This is a genomic window from Streptomyces sp. NPDC090088 (genome assembly GCF_044747345.1).
Classification (GTDB): Bacteria; Actinomycetota; Actinomycetes; order Streptomycetales; family Streptomycetaceae; genus Streptomyces.
The window spans coordinates 357,817-373,792 of sequence record NZ_JBIVDZ010000005.1 but is presented as its reverse complement, the minus strand read 5'-3'; the positions used below and the strand labels follow the sequence as shown (position 1 = coordinate 373,792).

Here is a 15,976-nt window from a genome sequence, read left to right as displayed (position 1 = left end):
GGCTTCTAGGCTGTCGCCCATGCGCACGCCCGCCGCACCCGACCGCAGCCGACTGCGCGTCCTCGTCGTCGAGGACGACGACACCATCGGCCGCCACCTGGAGACCGGCCTGCGCGGCCACGACTACGCGCCGACGTGGTGCCGCACCGGAACCGGCGCGCTGGCGGAAGCCGCGCGGGCACCGTACGACGTGCTCCTGCTGGATCTGGGGCTGCCGGACATGGACGGCCTGGACGTCGCCCGGCAGCTCCGGGCCCGCCTTCCCGACCTGCTGATCGTCGTACTGACGGCACGGACCGACGACATCGACATCATCGCCGGACTGGACGCCGGCGCCGACGACTATCTGGTCAAGCCGTTCAGCCTGACCGTGCTGCTCGCCCGGCTGCGCGCGCACCTCAGACGGCACACGGCGGCGGCGCCGGCCCGCGAACCCGTGCGGCTGGGAGACCTCGTCGTCGACGTGACGGCCCGGCGCTGCGCTCTGCTCGGTGTCGACGTCCCGCTGCGGGCCAAGGAGTTCGACCTGCTCGCGGTGCTGGCCGGGCGGATCGGCGAGGCGGTCTCGCGCGAGACACTGATGGCCGAGGTGTGGGACGAGAACTGGTTCGGCTCCACCAAGACCCTCGACGTGACGTTGGCGGGCCTGCGCCGCAGGCTGACCGAGGCGGCACAGGCGGGCGGGCGTCCGGTCCTGCTGCCCCGGGTCACCACGCTGCGGGGGCACGGGTACCGGCTGGAGCGGCAACCGGAACCGCGGGACTGAGCCCGCGCTCGCTCCTGCGGTACGGCGACGTTCACAGTGCCTTGCGGCGGACCAACAGCGCGAGTACGAGCAGACCGGGGGCCATCGGAAGCCAGCCGGTCAGCAGGCGGTAGCCCAGGACCGTGGAGACCGCGTCCGGTCCCGGCGCTCCGGCCGCCGTGAGGGCGAGGGCGAGCACGGCGTCCAGCGACCCCAGTCCGCCCGGTGTGGGCAGCAGCGCCGCCGCGCCACTGGCGACCAGGTAGGCCAGGACGACCCGGCTGGTGGGGAGGCCGAGGCCGATCGCGTGCACCACGGCGACGACCACCCCGGCGTGCAGCAGGGCGAAGGCGACCGACCCGCCCCACAGCGCGCAGGCCCGCGCCCGGCTCCGGTGCACCTCGCGCACGTCGCCGAAGGCCTGGCCCACAGCTCGTCGAAGGCGGCGGCTGATCGCGACCGCCAGACCTACCGCTCCGGCCACCGCCGGCAGCAGGACCAGCACGTGCGGGATCCGCACCGAGAGACCGACCGTGCCGGGTGCGGCGACCAGCAGGGCCACGCCCAGCACGCACCGGACGACCCCGCCGACGGCCGCCTTCACCGCCAGCGCGGTCGCCGCGCGCCGGGTGGACAGCCCGCACCGCCTCAGGAACCGCAGGTTGACCAGCGTCGCTCCGGCGCCCGCCGGAAGCAGGTGATTGGCGGCGCCGGCCGCGAACTGCGCGGCCACCAGCCGCCCCCTGGGCAGGCGTTCGACCACCGCGCCCTGCTGTGCCACGGCCGCGCTCACCCAGGTGGCGACGGCGGCGAGGCAGGCGAGCACCAGCCACTCCCCGTCGGCGGCGGCCAGCCGCTCGGTGCCGCTGTCCAGCGTGGCCCGGTGCGCGGCGAGCACCGCACCGGCCGCGGCAAGGACCACCAGGGTGATTCCCAGGTGGAGGTACAGGCGTCTGCCCGAGGTGACCGGCAGGCTCTCGGTCGCGGACACGTGGATCACCTCCCCCGCCGCGCGCCGGGCGCCACGTACGCCTGGAGGACACCGGCCCGTTCGTCGGGCCAGGCGCGTGCGTACGCGGGGGCACGTCTGCCCGGTGGGACGAGGACGGCGAAGGACGTGCGGTGGGCGGCACGCTTCAGTCCGGCGACGCTGGTGCTGGCGTCGTGGCCCGCCGTCTGGGCGGAGCCGCAGCCGGTGTAGTAGGCGATCGGGACGGCGTCGTAGCCGCTGAGCAGGCACGGTCGCCGTACGCCGAGCCGGTGGAGGGCGGCCGCGGTGCGGGCCCAGTCGGCGCGGGAGGCGGCGGAGCTGTGCACGGTGTGTTCCAGGACGACGTACTGCACGGCCAGATGGCCCGCCAGCCCGACCGCCACCAGGCCGACGGCCAGAGTGCGCGCGCTCCTGCGGGCCGGGGCGGTGACCAGGTGGGCCAGGCCGCCGGCGACGGGGAGGGCGAGCAGGGCGTAGGCGGGGAGCAGGAACCGGGGGGCCGCGTAGCCGATGAGGAAGAGGTAGGGGACGGCGGCCGTGGCGGCGCAGGCCAGCGGCAGCAGGGTGGGCTGCGCGCGGCGGGCGCGGACGGCGATCACGGCCCCCAGGACCGCGAGGAGCGGGAGCGCGAACCACCACAGGGTCACCACCGGGTTCGGGGCCGAGCCGGTGCAGGGCCGGCACAGGGTGCGCCCGCCCAGGCTGCGCAGTTGGTCGACGACGGCGAGGTGCCAGCCGAGGCCGCCCTGGACGGCGGAGGCGTCGGAGAGGCGTTGCCCGAGACCGCCGTAGCTCACATAGGCCTCGATCACCCATTCGCCGGCGCCGGCCAGCAGCCCGGCGGCCAGTACGGCGAGCAGGCGCGGGCGGCGCAGGGAGAGGGCGAGCAGCGGCAGCACGACGTAGACCGCGTCCATGGGGCGCATCCACGCCATCAGCGCCGCTCCCGCGAACACGCCCCACCAGGCCGCCCGGTCCCGTGCGTTCGCGCGGGCGCGCAGGAAGCAGCCGACGCAGGCCAGGGCGCCGATGGCGACCCAGTAGTTGGGCATGGCCTCAAGGCCGTAGAAGAGCGTCACCCACAGCGAGGCGAACAGGGCGGCGGCCAGGGCGACCACGCCGGGCCCGAGGTGGTTCCGCCAGACGCGCAGGGCGAGGTAGAGGGCCAGGCCGGAGAGGACGGCCAGGTAGATCCGCAGGAGGACGGTGGAGTCGGACCACGAGGCGATCGGGGCGACCAGGAGCGAGATGCCTCGGGAGCGGGGCGCGCTGAAGTAGGCGGCGGGAACGTGGCCGCTGACCTGGCTGACGTAGACCGTCTCGTCCCAGCCGAGCCCCAGGCCAGGTCGTACGAGGACGAGCTGGGCGAGCGTGAAGGCGGCCGCGACGGTCGCGAGCCGGGGTTCCCCGCGCCGGCGGCGGGGCACGGCGGGTCGCGCCGGACGTCCGGCCCGTGGGGCGCTGATCGCCGTGGCGTTCGAGCCGTCCGCCATCTCGCACCTCTCGTCGTCCCGGGCCGGCGGTGGAGCCGGCCCCTCCTACAGGTCGTAGGAGAACGCTCCACACTACGGCTTGTAGGGTGAGAGGCGAGTGAGAAGAGGGCGTGCCGGCGCCTTACCTCGGCCTTCCGTTCAGCCGGTGCCGGGGCGGGCGAGTCCCTGGTCGTAGGCGAAGATCACGGCCTGGACGCGGTCGCGGGCGCCGATCTTGGCGAGGACCCGGCCGACGTGCGTCTTCACGGTGGACTCGGTCACGACGAAGCGGGCGGCGATCTCGCCGTTGGTCCAGCCCTTGCCGATGGCGACGAGGATCTCGCGTTCGCGTTCGGTGAGCGCGGCCAGGCGCGGATCCTCGGCCGGGTCGCCCCTCCTGGCCGGCACATGCCGGGCGTACTCGTCCAGGATGCGCCGGGTGAGGGCCGGCGCGATCACCGCGTCGCCGCCGGCGACCGCGCGGATCCCGGCGAGGAGTTCCTCGGGGCGCGCGTCCTTGAGGAGGAAGCCGCTGGCTCCGGCGCGCAGGGCGGCGTGCACGTACTCGTCGACGTCGAAGGTGGTCAGCACGAGGACCCGGGAGCGTCCCCCGGACTCGGCGATCCGGCGGGTCGCCTCGATGCCGTCCATGCCGGGCATCCGTACGTCCATCAGGACGACGTCGGGGCGCAGCTCGGCGGTCTTGCGGACGGCCTCGGTGCCGTTCGCGGCCTCGCCGATCACCTCCGTCTCGGGGATGGAGTCGAGCAGCACCCGGAAGCCGTAGCGCTGCAACTGCTGGTCGTCGACGATGAGGACCGTGGTCACCGGGCACCCGCCTCGGGGGTCAGGTCCAGGGCGGCCTCCACGGTCCAGCCCCCGTCGGCCGCGGGTCCCGCGCTCACGGTCCCTCCGTACAACGCGGCTCGTTCGCGCATGCCCACCAGTCCGTGTCCTTCCTCGTTCCATGGTCCGGGGTGTCCGGCCGTGCCGTTGTCGCGGATCCGGATGACGAGCCGTTCGTCCTCGACGACGACCGCGAGGTTCACCCGGGTGCCGGCGCCGGCGTGCTTCAGGGTGTTCGTCAGGGCTTCCTGGACGATGCGGTAGACGGTCAGCTGCATGCCCCGGTCCAGGGCGTCCACCTCGCCGACGGTCCGGTAGACGATCTCCAGTCCGGCGGTGCGGACACCGTCGCACAGCGTCTCGATGTCCGCGAGGCCGGGCTGGGGGCTGAGCTCGGGCGCCCGGCGGGCGCCGTCCGACGCCTCGCGCAGCACGCCGAGCACCCGGCGCAGCTCGCCGAGGGCCGTGCGGCCGGTGTCGCCGATGAGCCGGAGCGCCTCCTTGCCGCGTTCGGGAGCGGTGTCGGTGGCGTACGCGCCCGCGTCGGCGAGGGTGATGATGACGGACAGGTTGTGGCCGACGATGTCGTGCATCTCGCGGGCCACCCGGGCGCGTTCCGTGGCGGTGGCGAGCCTGATGCGCTGGTCGCGTTCCGTCTCCAGGCGCGCCGCCCGCTCCCGCAGCCCGGCCAGCTGCGCCCGCCGGCTCCGGACCATCAGGCCGACGGCGAGAGCCGCGGTCGCCGTGCTCAGCAGGAAGAACAGGGCGTCCCAGACGGACACGGCGGGCGACACGCGCACCGCGACCAGCACCATCCCCGCCGCTATGACCGCGCAGGCCCACGGCAGCCGACGCAGCCGCCCGTGCAGGGCCAGGCTGTACAGGGCGATGAACAGGGCGACGTCCGCGCGCAGCGCGGCGCCGAGCGACCACTGCAGGGCGAAGACCGCGGCGATGACGGCGAAGGTCGTCATGGGCCGGCGCCGCCGCCACAGCAGCGGCAGCACCAGGCCGGCCTGCAGCGCCAGCACGGCCGGCAGCGGGAGCCGGGTGAAGGCGAACTGGAACCTGTGCCGGTCGCCGTCGCCGTCGCCGACCTCCGCACCGCCGTGGTGCACGAGGTCCGGCAGACAGAACATGAGGACGACGAGGGCCGCCACGGCGGTGTCCAGCACCCACGGATGGGCGCGGTCCGCCAGCCGCAGCCGCTGGCCGCCCCGGGCGAGCCGGGCGGCCAGCGGTCCCATCCCACCGATGTCGTCGGTGGTCGCGGTGGTGGAGTCGGTGGTCACAGTCGTCACCTGCCCATGGTGCAGGCGGTCAGACGTCGCTGCGCACCAGCCGGTACGCCGCCCCCGCCAGCGCCAGCGCCGTCCAGCCGAGGAAGACCAGCAGTCCGGCGCCCGGCGAGAGCGTGGTCGAGTCGTGGGTCAGGGCGAACATCGACTCGCCCGCGTTGCTCGGCAGGTAGGGGCTGATGTTGTCCTGCCAGGAGCTGGGCAGCAGCGAGATCAGGCCCGGGACCAGCATCAGGGAGGCGACCAGGACCGAGATGCCGCCGGCCACCGACCGCAGCAGCGCGCCCAGCGCGGTGCCGATCACGCCGACCAGGCCGAGGTAGAGACCCGCGCCCAGCAGGCTGCGGACGACTCCCGCGTGCGAGAACCCCATGGCCGCGGGGGTGCCGGAGACGATGGCGCTGCCGAACCCGAAGGCGATGAACACGCCGAGGGTGGCGACCACCAGCGCGACCAGGCCGAACACGGCCGCCTTGGACCACAGCACGGGCAGCCGGCGCGGCACGGCGGCGAGGGTGGAGCGGATCATGCCGGTCGAGTACTCCCCCGCCGTGACCAGCACGCCGAGCACGCCGAGGGCGAGCTGGGCGAAGTTGGTGCCGAAGAGGGACAGGCTGACGGCCGTCGACGTGGCGAAGTCCGGGTCCCGGTGCGGGGACCCCACACCGGACTTGTAGTGGTTCGCGGCGATGAGCCCGAAGGCGACGAGGAAGAGCAGGCCGAGGCCCAGGGTGATCCAGGTCGAGCGCAGCGACCACAGCTTGGCCCACTCGGAGGCCAGGACGCGCCGTCCGGTCACCCGGTAGGCGGGGCGGGCCGGGGCGTTCCGGGGCGTCTCGACGGTTGCGGTGAGCGTGCTCATGCGGTCCTCCCGACGGTCTGAAGGCTCTCGACGGTCGCGGAGCCGTGGTACTCCACGGCGTCCCTGGTCAGGTTCATGAACGCTTCCTCCAACGACACCGTCCGCGCGGTCAGTTCGAACAGCGCGATCCCGTGCTCGGCCGCCTTCAGGCCGATCTCCCGGGCACTCACCCCGGTCACCTGAAGCTCCTCGGAGCCGGCCCGGCCGGTGATCTCCACCCCCGGAGCGGCCAGTACCTCCCGCAGCCGGGCCGGGTCCTGGGTGGCCACCTGCACCGTGTCGCCGCCCGCCTCGCGGACGAGGTCGCCCACGGTGGTGTCGGCCAGCAGCCGGCCGCGTCCCACGATGATCAGGTGGTCCGCGACCAGGGCCATCTCGCTCATCAGGTGGGAGGAGACGAACACGGTCCGCCCCTCGTCGGCGAGGGCCTTCAGCAGGTTGCGGATCCATAGCACGCCCTCCGGGTCGAGCCCGTTGACCGGCTCGTCCAGCATGACCGTCTGCGGATCGCCGAGGAGGGCCGCCGCGATGCCGAGGCGCTGCCCCATGCCCAGGGAGAAGGCACCGGCCCGCTTCTTCGCCACGCTGCCCAGCCCCGCCATCTCGATGACCTCGTCGACCCGGCGGCGGGGAATCCCGTGGGTCAGCGCGAGCGCCAGCAGGTGGTTGTAGGCGGAGCGGCCCGGGTGGATCGACTTCGCCTCCAGCAGCGCGCCCACCTCCTGAAGCGGCGCCTGGTGCTGTGCGTAACGCTGTCCGTTGACCGTGACGGAGCCGCTGGTCGGGGCGTCGAGTCCGACGATCATGCGCATCGTCGTGGACTTGCCCGCGCCGTTGGGCCCCAGGAAGCCGGTCACCGTGCCGGGCTGCACGGCGAAGTCCAGGCCGTCCACGGCCGTCTTCTCCCCGTACCGCTTGGTCAGCTTCTGTGCGTCGATCATGTGCGTCTCTTCCTGCCGGAACCGGCGCCTGTCTGTCACCCTCGACGCCTCACCGACCACGCTAGGAGGCGACACCCCCCGATCCGGTCGTACCCCGGGTCGATCCACGTCCGCGGGGTCGTACCGCGGTACTACGGGTCTCTACTCCTCCGCGCTCACCTGCCGGTCCGGGTCCGGACCGGCCATGCCCCGGCGGGGACGGACGCTGCCCGGACGGATCGGGCGCGCCGGTGGGCCCGGCCTTTCAGCACGGCGGGGAGCACGAGCGCGGCGGCGGCCGAGACGGCGCCGCCGAGAACGAGACCGGCCCTGGCGCCGAGGGCGTCGGAGACCAGTCCGGTGAGCGGGGCGCCGACGGGGGTGCCGCCGAGGAGGACGACGAAGTAGACGGACATGACGCGGCCTCGCAGGTGCGGTGCGGTGTGGAGTTGGGTGAGGGCGTTGGCGGTGGTGGTCACGGTCACGGCGGCGAAGCCCGTGGGGACCAGCAGGGCGGTGAAGGTGCCGTAGCCGGGCATCAGGCCCAGCGCGGTCTCCAGTGCGCCGAAGACGACCGTGGTGGTGACGAGGCGCCGGGTGCCGGGAGGCTTTCCGCGGCCCGCCGCGTACATCGCGCCGATGAGGCTGCCCGCGGCGTAGGCGGCGGAGAGCCAGCCGAACGCGGCGGCGCCCGAGTGGAGGACCGTGATCGCCACGAGCGAGATGGTGACCTGGAAGTTGAGCCCGAAGGTGCCGACGAAGGCGATGAGGCTGATCGGCAGGAGGAGGTCGGGGGTGGTGGCGATGGCGTGGAAGGCGTCCCGCAGGCGCGCGGAGCGAGGGCGGGGCCCACCCTGGTCCTCCGGCTCGTCCGGCTCGTCCGGCTCGTCCGTGCGGATGGTGGCCAGGCCGTACAGGACGGCCAGGTACGAGGCGGCGTTCACGAGGAAGACGGGGCCCGTGCCGAAGGCTGCGACGGTCAGGCCCGCGAGGGCGGGGCCGAGGATGCGGGCCAGGTTGAACTGGGCGGAGTTCAGGCTGACCGCGGTGGCCACGTGTTCCCGGGAGACCAGTTCGCAGATGTACGCGCTGCGGGCCGGGCTGTCCACGGCGGTGGCGGTGCCGAGGGCGAAGGCCAGCGCGTAGACGGAGAGCAGGCTCACCGTCCCGGTGACCGTCAGCAGTCCGAGCAGGAGGGACTGCGCCGCCATGGCCGTCTGGGTCAGGAGCAGGATCCGCCGCTTCGGGCAGCGGTCGGCGAGGACGCCTCCGGTCAGGCCGAACAGGGCCTGGGGCAGGAACTGCAGCGCGGTCACGATGCCGACCGCGCTGCCGCTGTCGCCGGTGAGGTGGAGGACGAGCAGGTCCTGGGCGGCGCGCTGCATCCAGGTGCCGATGTTGGAGGTCAGCTGGCCGAGCAGGTAGCGCCGGAAGGGGCGGACGGCGAGGGCGGTCCGCGGCCGGGAGCCCTCGCTCATGAGCGCCGGTGGGCGTACGTGCGCTCGGCGGGCGCCGGTTCTTCCGGTGCTTCTTCGACGTGGTGGAAGGTCGGGTGCGGGTGCATGAGGAAGGAGTGGTGGGAGATGTTCCAGGCGTAGGCACCGGCCATGGCGAAGGCGACCCGGTCGCCGACGCGCAGCCGGTCGACCATGATCCGGTCGGCCAGGACGTCCTTGGGCGTGCACAGTTGTCCGACCAGCGTCACCGGCTCGTCGCGGACCTCCGGGCGTTCCCAGGGCCGCGGCCAGACGTCGTCGGGCATCACCTCGAAGGGCTGGTCGTGCTGTTTGGCGGCCGGGGTGCGCAGGTGGTGGGTGCCGCCGCGGAGTACGGCGAACGCGTGCCCGCGGCTGAACTTGATGTCCAGGACCTCGGTGACGTACCAGCCGCAGTACGCCGTGACCGAGCGGCCCGGTTCGATCCGGAGGGTGAGGCGCGGGTGGCGGGCGAGGATCCGGCCGAGCCCGGCACCGAAGGCGGCCCAGTCGAACATCCTGGGCGGGTGCGTGTAGTCGACGCCCATTCCGCCGCCGACGTTGACCTCGGACAGGTCGATCCCGCGGTCTCCGGCCCAAATGCCGGCCCAGGTAAGGATCTTGTCGACGAGGGAGAGCTGGGGCCGGGCCTGGAGTCCGCTGGCCAGGTGGACGTGGAGACCGCGCAGCCGGACGCCCGGGGCGTCCGCCAACACCTCCAGGCAGCGGTCCAGTTGGACGGGATCCATGCCGAAGGGGCCGCCACCCATGGCCAGGGCGACCTGGCCCACGTCGACGGGCAGGTTGACCCGCAGCAGGACGTCCGCGGTCCGGTCGCCCGACAGGCTGGTGAGCAGGCGCAGTTCGTGTTCGCTCTCGATGTGCAGGCGCTCGACTCCCGCATCCAGTGCCCGGACCAGCTCGCGCGGTGTCTTGCCGGGGCCGCCGAAGGCGATCGGTGCGCCCGGGACGAGCGCCCGGACGTGGTCGAGTTCGCCGCCGGAGGCGACCTCGAACCCGTGGACGTGCTCGGCGAGGGTCCCGAGGATCCGGGGGTCGGAGTTGGCCTTGGCCGCGTACAGCAGTTCGACGCGTTCCGGCAGGGCGGCGCGGATCGTCCGCACGTGCTCGCGCAGGTCCGGCAGGTCGTAGACGTACGCGGGCAGGTCGTCGTCGGGCAGTCCGGCGACGAGGTCGTGCGTCGCGGGCCTCATCGGACCACCTCGCGGGGGAAGTCCGCGCCGAGCGGGCTGGGCAGCGGGACGTAGGCGGCGTGCCGGTCGGCCTTGCGGGACCAGCGCAGCAGCAGGTTGGCCTTGGCGGGCAGCGGTACCCCTGACAGCAGGGCACGCAGCCGGGGCGGTTCGGCGGCGGTGCGCGCGTAGGCGTCCAGGTGGTCGCGGACCAGCCCCCACAGGGCGGGTTCCAGCGTCGGGTCGAGGTCGGCCAGGGCGCCTAGGACTTCGGCGGTGTGGTTGACCAGGAGGCAGTAGGCGACCCGGTTCCAGCCGCGTTCGGGATCGTAGGTGAGGGCACCGCGGACGTCGTCCGGCAGGTCGCCCAGAGCGTGTTCGTGGTGCCCGGGCAGGATCTTGGTGCCCTCCAGGTCGCGGAAGAACATCTGCGCCGGGGTTCCGTCGGCGCGCACACCGACGACGACGTTCTGCAGATGGGGTTCCAGGACCACGCCGTGCTCGAAGTAGGCGGCGAGGACCGGGGGCAGCAGGAGCCGCAGGTATCCGTCCCACCAGGCCAGGACGTCCCCGCCGGCGCGGGCGAGCAGATGGGAGACGTGGGCGGTGCCGGTCGGGTACTCGTCGGCCACCGCGGCGGCGAGCAGGGGCGTCACCCCGGGCAGCAGGTGCCGGCGCAGGCCGGAGCGGACGACGACGCCGAAGCCCTCCAGGAGGTCCGTGTCGCCGGTGTCGAGCGTGCGGTAGCCGGGCTCGGCCAGGAGTACGCATCCCGGGAAGCGGACGGCGAGTGCGGCGAAGAGCGGCCGGAGCAGGCGGTCCAGGGCGACGCCTCCGGTCAGCTCGTAACGTGCGTGCTTGCGGACGCAGTTGGTGAGGCGGACGTTCAGGCTGAACTTGAGGAAGGTGTCGGCGTCGGGGTCGTAGAGGGTGCGCACCGACGCGGTCGGCGCCAGCTCCGGCCCGCTGACCCCCGTGTCGACGACGTCGCCTGCGGCCATCGCCGCGCGCAGCCGGACGTGGCCCCGCAGCATCCGGTACTGCCATGGGTGCACCGGCAGTACCGCGAACCCGGGGTCGACGGCCGGGTGCGGCGCGTCCAGCTCCCGCAACTCGCCCTCCTCGCGCACGAGGGAGCGGCGCACGGCGAGACGGCGCAGGCGGAAGCGGGCACCGGTCTCCGGCCCGTACGCCAGCCAGTCCTCCGGGTTGCCGGTGCGGGCCTTGGGAGTGGGGTGGAAGCGATGACCGAACACCAGTGACTGCTCCGAGGCCACGTAGGGGTCGGCGTGCGGGGTGAGGTCGGCCCGCTGCGCCAGCGCGGTGTGGATCGTCTCCCGGCTGTCCGCCACCTGGCCGAGGAACTCCTCGTTCGCGACCCCCGTACGCAGTTCCAGTTCGTCCCGGATGTGACCGGCCAGCTCCCGCCAGCCCACGGTCACCCAGGTGCCGTCGTCGAGCCGCTGCACCGGGCCCCGGAAGCGGTGCGCTCCGATCAGGGACACCCGGCGCAGCCGGGAGCGCAGCAGGATGCCCCGGCGGGGCAGCCGGAGCAGGAGAAGGTCGCCGTCGACCGTCACCTGGTGTTCGGGGGCGGACACCTCACGGATCAGGCAGTTGAGCAGCGTGTGGGCGGTGACGGAATCGGCGAGCTCGGCGGGCTCCGTCGGCTCGGCGGGCGATGCGGTCGGGGTGCTGGTGGTAGCACTGGTGGTCATGCGGTTGCTCCAGGTAACGGCGAGACAGGGCAGGGAAGTCGGGACAGGGGGCTCGGCAGCGCAGCGGCGGACACGGGCCGGTTCGGAGGTCAGCGGCACCGCGCGAGCGGGTTGGGGAGCGGCGTCCACCGGGCCCTGCCCGGGTCGTCGGCCAGGCGCATCGCGACGGTCGCCTTCAGCGGGATCGTGTCCCCGAAGAGCGCCGCCTCGTCCTCCCGGCCGTCCGGCAGGCCGGCGAAGACCCGGCGGGCGACCTCGGCCACCACGCCCCACAACGCCCGGGGTTCGACACCGCGGGTCCGGGCGAGGACGTGGACCAGTTCGCTGAAGACCCCGCTGACCAGCCCGCCGAAGAGCTTGGTGTGCAGGGCGGCCACGTCGTCCCCCGCGCGGGTGCCGAGCAGCGGCGGCAGCTGGAAGCCGCAGCGGGCCAGGCGGCGCGGGCTGACCCGGACGCCGTCCAGATCCCGGTACAGCACCCGGACCGGCCGCCCGTCCCGCAGGACGACCAGGGTGTTCTGGCCGTGCGCCTCCAGGGCCACGCCCATGGACAGCAGCGTCAGCGCGGGCGGCAGGACGAGCCCGGCGAAGTCGGCCAGCCAGCGCACCGGGTCGCCCGACACCATGGCCGCTCCGGTCGCCTGGACGGCGGTGAGCGGAACCGCGATCTCCCCGGTGTCGAGGTGGCACTCCGTCGACTCCCGGACCATCGCGGCGAGGCTCGCGGACGGCTGTCCGGCCACGCACACCGCGCCGCCGCCCAGCTCGCGCAGGACGCGCAGGCTGTCGCCGTGTCCGGCCTTGTCGACGAGGGCCGAGACCAGGTCGGACAGCGGGGGGCCGTCGGCGACCTCGGCCGGGGAGATGGTGCGCCGGTAGTTGGTGACCTGCACGTCGAGTGCCGTCTTGAGGTGGCAGCCGGGCAGGACACCCAGCGGTGCCAGGGTGCGCAGCGACAGCAACGGCCGGGCCGGGACGGTCTCCTCCGCGACGGCCAGGTCGCGGTGGTGCGTGAGCACGTGGTCCCGCTGCCAGGGGTGAAGCGGCATCAGGATCGTGTCGCCGTCCCGCAGGTGCCGCGGCCAGGCTCCGGCTCCCCGCCATCGGTCGGCCGGGACACGCAGCAGCGCCAGCCGGACGACGGGGTGGTGTTCGGGAGCGTAGGCGAGTACGTCGGCGATCGACATGCCGGTACGCGTGCGGCAGCAGGGATGCTGCGGATGGCCCTCGATCACCGCCTGCTCGGCGTCGGCCGAGTCGGCCGGAAGGGCCGCCCCGCCGGGGTTCGCGGCCCTGGCCAGGGCCAGGTTGACCACGCTGTTGTCGAGTTCCGCCCTCAGGCGCTCCGCGGCGGGGGTGTCAAGGCCGAGCTGTGCCAGCAGCTCGGCAGGCCCGCTGATCGGTCCGTCGGGCCCGGACACGGTGAAGTCCTCGGGTACCTCGGCGAACGGCCGCGCGCAGGACTCGGCCGCCGAGAGCACGCCACCCCGCCGCAGCTCGACCATCAGGGCACCGGATTCTCGCCGGTGCCCCGCCACTCCGGGCAGCGGTTCTCGTACGAGGGCTCCCCACAGGCGGGCCAGGACGCTCGCGCGTGCTCCCGGGAGCGCGGTCGTGAAGGGCTCTGCCAAGTCCGGGCGCACGCGGCGCAGTTCGTCAAGCGGTGGTCGTTCCATGGGCATGGGCTGTCCCGGGTGCTTGTGGGGGGCGCTGACCGGGCGGCGCCCAGGTGGCGCCGGCCGTGCAACCGACGCTAGGAGAGGGCCGTCCAACGGATGGCCAGGGGAATGACAGCGGGACTTCCGGCGCCCCCTGGAGAAGCGATTCGCCGTGTGGCGTCCCGGTGGCTTCCACGGCGGTCGACCCGTTCGGTACGACGGCCCGTTAGACATGTTTTCGAGCGCTGTCGGCGCGATCGCACCGGCCGATGGCCCTCACCGTGTTCGAAAGCCCTGGCTCTTTCCTTGATCCACGCTGTGCATCGCCTGGATGTCGCTGTCTCACCACGTGTCAGCGGTTACGCCATTCGTGGTGCGCGAGGTTGACCGGGAGGGCGAGGATCACCGAGTCGGGGGAGCTTACGGCGTTTGCGCCGCGCGCTCCGGCCGGCGTCTGTGAGCCTTTCGGCATGCGTGTCTTGCTGATCGAGGACGACGACCGGGTGGCCGGACCGTTGGCGGAGGGGCTGCGCCGTTTCGGATTCACCGTGGACCACGCCGGGACCGGGGCCGACGGCCTCGCCGCCCCCGAGGCACAGATGGTGCTGCTGGACCTGGGGCTGCCCGACATGGACGGCATCGACGTCTGCCGGGCGCTCCGCGCCCGTTCCGCGGTTCCGATCATCATGATCACGGCCAGGGACGACGAGGTGGACCGGGTGCTCGGCCTGGAACTGGGCGCGGACGACTACGTCTCCAAGCCGTTCGGCGTGCGCGAACTCGTGGCCCGGATCCGGGCCGTCACCCGCCGCGCCCGGCCCGTGGCGCCGGACACCTGCCGCACGGAACCGCGCTCCTCGGACGGCCCGGCACCACGCGGAACCCCCGACGTCCAGCGGATCGGGCCGCTGACCATCGACCGCCGCACCCGGCAGGTCCATCTGCACGAGTCGCCCGTCGCCCTCGCCCCCAAGGAGTTCGACCTGCTCACCTGCCTGGCGGAGGATCCCGGGGCCGTCTGCACCCGTCGGCAGATCCTCGACACGGCGTGGGAACCGAACTACTTCGGTCCCACCAAGACCCTGGACGTCCACATCGCCGCGCTGCGCCGCAAGCTCGGTGACTCCTCCTGGATCGAGAACATCCGGGGCATCGGTTTCCGCCTGGTGCTCCCCGCACATGCCGATCCCGCGTCCGCCGGGTGGCCGCCGCACGGCGGAGGGTCCCGGTGACGCGCCGCCTCCTGCTCAGCCACCTCGGTCTCATACTGCTCGTCCTGCTCGCGCTCGAAGTGCCCTTCGGCGTCTTCTACGGACGCAGCGAGCTGTCGCGCTTCTCCCACGCGGCCCAGCAGAGCGCGATGACGCTCGCCGCGGTCTGCGAGGAGAAGATGGAGCACGGTCTGTCGGCCGACCTCCCGGACGTGGCCCGGGCCTACGGGCGGCGGACCCACAGCCGGGTGCTCGTCACCGGGCACACGGGCACCGTCCTGATCGACACCGCCGCCCGAGCCAGGGCCGGCGAGGACCTCTCCGGCGAGCCGGACATCTCCAGCGCGCTGCGCGGGAACCCCGCCGTCGTCACCGGGGGTGCCTCCGGCCCGGGCAAGGAACTCCTCTTCGTCACCGTTCCCGGTGGCTCCGCCACCACCGTCCCCTGTGTCGTGCGGACGGTGTACGCGCTGGGTCCGCTCCGGGCCAGGGTCCACGCGGTCTGGATGGTCCTCGGCGTCGTCGGGCTGGGCGTCCTGGCCACCGTTTCCCTGATCGGCTTCGCTCTGGCCCGCTCGATCACCCGCCCCGTCCAGGCCCTGGAACGCGCCACCGCGCAACTCGCGGAAGGCCGGATCACCGACCCTCCGGCCACCGACCACGGGCCGCCGGAACTACGTCGGCTGACCGCGTCGTTCACCAGTACCGCGACCCGGCTCCAACACCTGCTCCAGGCGCAACAGGCGTTCTCCTCGGAGGTGTCGCACCAGCTGAAGACGCCCCTGACCGCACTGCGGCTGCGCCTGGAGAACTTCGAGCCGCACCTCGCCCCCTGCGCCCGGGACAGCCTCGACAAGGCGCTCGGGGAGACGGAACGGCTCAGCCGGGTGGTCCAGGGGCTGCTCGCGCTCGCCCGGCTGGAGGTCTCCGCGACCAGACCGGTGGCGGTCGATCTCGACGTCGTCGTCGCCGATCGCGCGGCCGTCTGGGCGGCCTTCGCGGACGAGCAGCACGTCGGCATCGACGTCGCCGTGGCCACCGGCGCCCAGGTGTGGGCGGTCCCCGGAGCCCTGGAGCAGATCATCGACAACCTGCTCTCCAACGCGCTGCGCGTCTCCCCGCCGGGAACGGCCGTCAGGCTGGCGACCGTCACGCCCCGGCGGGACGGCGGCCGCACACCGCTCATGGCCGAGCTGCACGTGATCGACCAGGGCCCCGGTATGGACGAGGCGGACCGCGTCCGCGCCTTCGAACGGTTCTGGCGGGCCACCGACGCCGACCACGACGGCACGGGCCTGGGCCTGCCGATGGTCCGGCAACTCGCCCAGGCCGGCGGCGGCGAGGTCACCCTGGAAGCGGCCCCCGACGGCGGACTCGACGCCGTCGTCCGCCTCCGGCGCGCCGAGAGCCCTCCGCACCGGGAGCGACCGGTGCCCCTCTCGGAACGCCGGCACCACTCCACCACGCCCCCACTGGGCCGGACTCGGACGGGCGAGCCCAAGGCCGTCCGCAACGCGGCTCACCAGCGGCAGACACACAAGTAAGGGTAGCCTTCCTTATTCGTCTACATGCATGTAGACTCCGCGG

The 15,976-nt window shown here is 73.4% G+C and carries 13 protein-coding genes; 3 read left to right on the top strand and 10 right to left on the bottom strand.

What is annotated here, in order from left to right; genetic code table 11:
• Positions 1-19: 19 nt before the first annotated feature.
• Positions 20-766 (top strand): response regulator transcription factor, encoded by a 747-nt coding sequence (locus ACIPSJ_RS25645; protein WP_401349296.1) that lies wholly within the window; start codon positions 20-22, stop codon positions 764-766.
• 31 nt (positions 767-797) lie between these two features.
• Here the strand turns inward: ACIPSJ_RS25645 and ACIPSJ_RS25640 are convergent, their stop codons facing one another.
• The 10 genes from ACIPSJ_RS25640 to ACIPSJ_RS25595 form a co-directional block, all read right to left on the bottom strand.
• On the bottom strand, positions 798-1,736 hold the full coding sequence (locus ACIPSJ_RS25640) for a YbhN family protein (protein ID WP_401349293.1): 939 nt from the start codon (positions 1,734-1,736) through the stop codon (positions 798-800).
• A 5-nt stretch (positions 1,737-1,741) separates the two neighbouring features.
• Positions 1,742-3,229, bottom strand: coding sequence for a hypothetical protein (locus tag ACIPSJ_RS25635; protein ID WP_401349290.1), 1,488 nt, complete (start codon positions 3,227-3,229; stop codon positions 1,742-1,744).
• Between the two features lie 138 nt (positions 3,230-3,367).
• Positions 3,368-4,036: a response regulator transcription factor gene (locus ACIPSJ_RS25630; RefSeq protein ID WP_359219931.1), complete on the bottom strand. Its 669-nt coding sequence runs from the start codon at positions 4,034-4,036 to the stop codon at positions 3,368-3,370.
• Positions 4,033-5,301 carry a sensor histidine kinase gene (locus ACIPSJ_RS25625; protein ID WP_401350098.1) on the bottom strand — a complete coding sequence of 423 codons (1,269 nt, stop codon included), beginning with the start codon at positions 5,299-5,301 and terminating at the stop codon, positions 4,033-4,035. Before ACIPSJ_RS25625 ends, ACIPSJ_RS25630 begins: the two co-directional genes overlap by 4 nt.
• 73 nt (positions 5,302-5,374) lie before the next feature.
• Positions 5,375-6,214 carry an ABC transporter permease gene (locus ACIPSJ_RS25620; RefSeq protein ID WP_401349288.1) on the bottom strand — a complete coding sequence of 280 codons (840 nt, stop codon included), beginning with the start codon at positions 6,212-6,214 and terminating at the stop codon, positions 5,375-5,377.
• Positions 6,211-7,155 carry an ATP-binding cassette domain-containing protein gene (locus ACIPSJ_RS25615; RefSeq protein WP_359219927.1) on the bottom strand — a complete coding sequence of 315 codons (945 nt, stop codon included), beginning with the start codon at positions 7,153-7,155 and terminating at the stop codon, positions 6,211-6,213. Before ACIPSJ_RS25615 ends, ACIPSJ_RS25620 begins: the two co-directional genes overlap by 4 nt.
• A 155-nt stretch (positions 7,156-7,310) precedes the next feature.
• Complete coding sequence (locus ACIPSJ_RS25610; RefSeq protein ID WP_401349286.1) at positions 7,311-8,612, bottom strand: MFS transporter; 1,302 nt, start codon at positions 8,610-8,612, stop codon at positions 7,311-7,313.
• Positions 8,609-9,823, bottom strand: coding sequence for a type III PLP-dependent enzyme (locus tag ACIPSJ_RS25605; RefSeq protein WP_401349283.1), 1,215 nt, complete (start codon positions 9,821-9,823; stop codon positions 8,609-8,611). Before ACIPSJ_RS25605 ends, ACIPSJ_RS25610 begins: the two co-directional genes overlap by 4 nt.
• Positions 9,820-11,520, bottom strand: a complete 1,701-nt coding sequence (locus ACIPSJ_RS25600) for an IucA/IucC family protein (protein ID WP_401349280.1) — start codon at positions 11,518-11,520, stop codon at positions 9,820-9,822. The genes ACIPSJ_RS25605 and ACIPSJ_RS25600 overlap by 4 nt, the downstream gene beginning before the upstream one ends.
• An 89-nt stretch (positions 11,521-11,609) precedes the next feature.
• Positions 11,610-13,196, bottom strand: coding sequence for an IucA/IucC family protein (locus ACIPSJ_RS25595; RefSeq protein WP_401349278.1), 1,587 nt, complete (start codon positions 13,194-13,196; stop codon positions 11,610-11,612).
• A 452-nt stretch (positions 13,197-13,648) separates the two neighbouring features.
• Here ACIPSJ_RS25595 and ACIPSJ_RS25590 point away from each other — a divergent pair, with 452 nt between their 5' ends.
• Positions 13,649-14,410, top strand: coding sequence for a response regulator transcription factor (locus ACIPSJ_RS25590; RefSeq protein ID WP_401349276.1), 762 nt, complete (start codon positions 13,649-13,651; stop codon positions 14,408-14,410).
• Complete coding sequence (locus tag ACIPSJ_RS25585) at positions 14,407-15,933, top strand: sensor histidine kinase (RefSeq protein WP_401349273.1); 1,527 nt, start codon at positions 14,407-14,409, stop codon at positions 15,931-15,933. The genes ACIPSJ_RS25590 and ACIPSJ_RS25585 overlap by 4 nt, the downstream gene beginning before the upstream one ends.
• Positions 15,934-15,976 lie beyond the last annotated feature (43 nt).

Bases quoted from the DNA above. Each gene is read 5' to 3' on its own strand.
- ACIPSJ_RS25645 (WP_401349296.1), top strand. From the start codon at position 20: ATGCGCACGCCCGCCGCACCCGACCGCAGCCGACTGCGCGTCCTCGTC.
- ACIPSJ_RS25620 (WP_401349288.1), bottom strand. From the start codon at position 6,214: ATGAGCACGCTCACCGCAACCGTCGAGACGCCCCGGAACGCCCCGGCC.
- ACIPSJ_RS25625 (WP_401350098.1), bottom strand. From the start codon at position 5,301: ATGGGACCGCTGGCCGCCCGGCTCGCCCGGGGCGGCCAGCGGCTGCGG.
- ACIPSJ_RS25590 (WP_401349276.1), top strand. From the start codon at position 13,649: ATGCGTGTCTTGCTGATCGAGGACGACGACCGGGTGGCCGGACCGTTG.
- ACIPSJ_RS25635 (WP_401349290.1), bottom strand. From the start codon at position 3,229: ATGGCGGACGGCTCGAACGCCACGGCGATCAGCGCCCCACGGGCCGGA.
- ACIPSJ_RS25605 (WP_401349283.1), bottom strand. From the start codon at position 9,823: ATGAGGCCCGCGACGCACGACCTCGTCGCCGGACTGCCCGACGACGAC.
- ACIPSJ_RS25600 (WP_401349280.1), bottom strand. From the start codon at position 11,520: ATGACCACCAGTGCTACCACCAGCACCCCGACCGCATCGCCCGCCGAG.
- ACIPSJ_RS25595 (WP_401349278.1), bottom strand. From the start codon at position 13,196: ATGGAACGACCACCGCTTGACGAACTGCGCCGCGTGCGCCCGGACTTG.
- ACIPSJ_RS25615 (WP_359219927.1), bottom strand. From the start codon at position 7,155: ATGATCGACGCACAGAAGCTGACCAAGCGGTACGGGGAGAAGACGGCC.
- ACIPSJ_RS25610 (WP_401349286.1), bottom strand. From the start codon at position 8,612: ATGAGCGAGGGCTCCCGGCCGCGGACCGCCCTCGCCGTCCGCCCCTTC.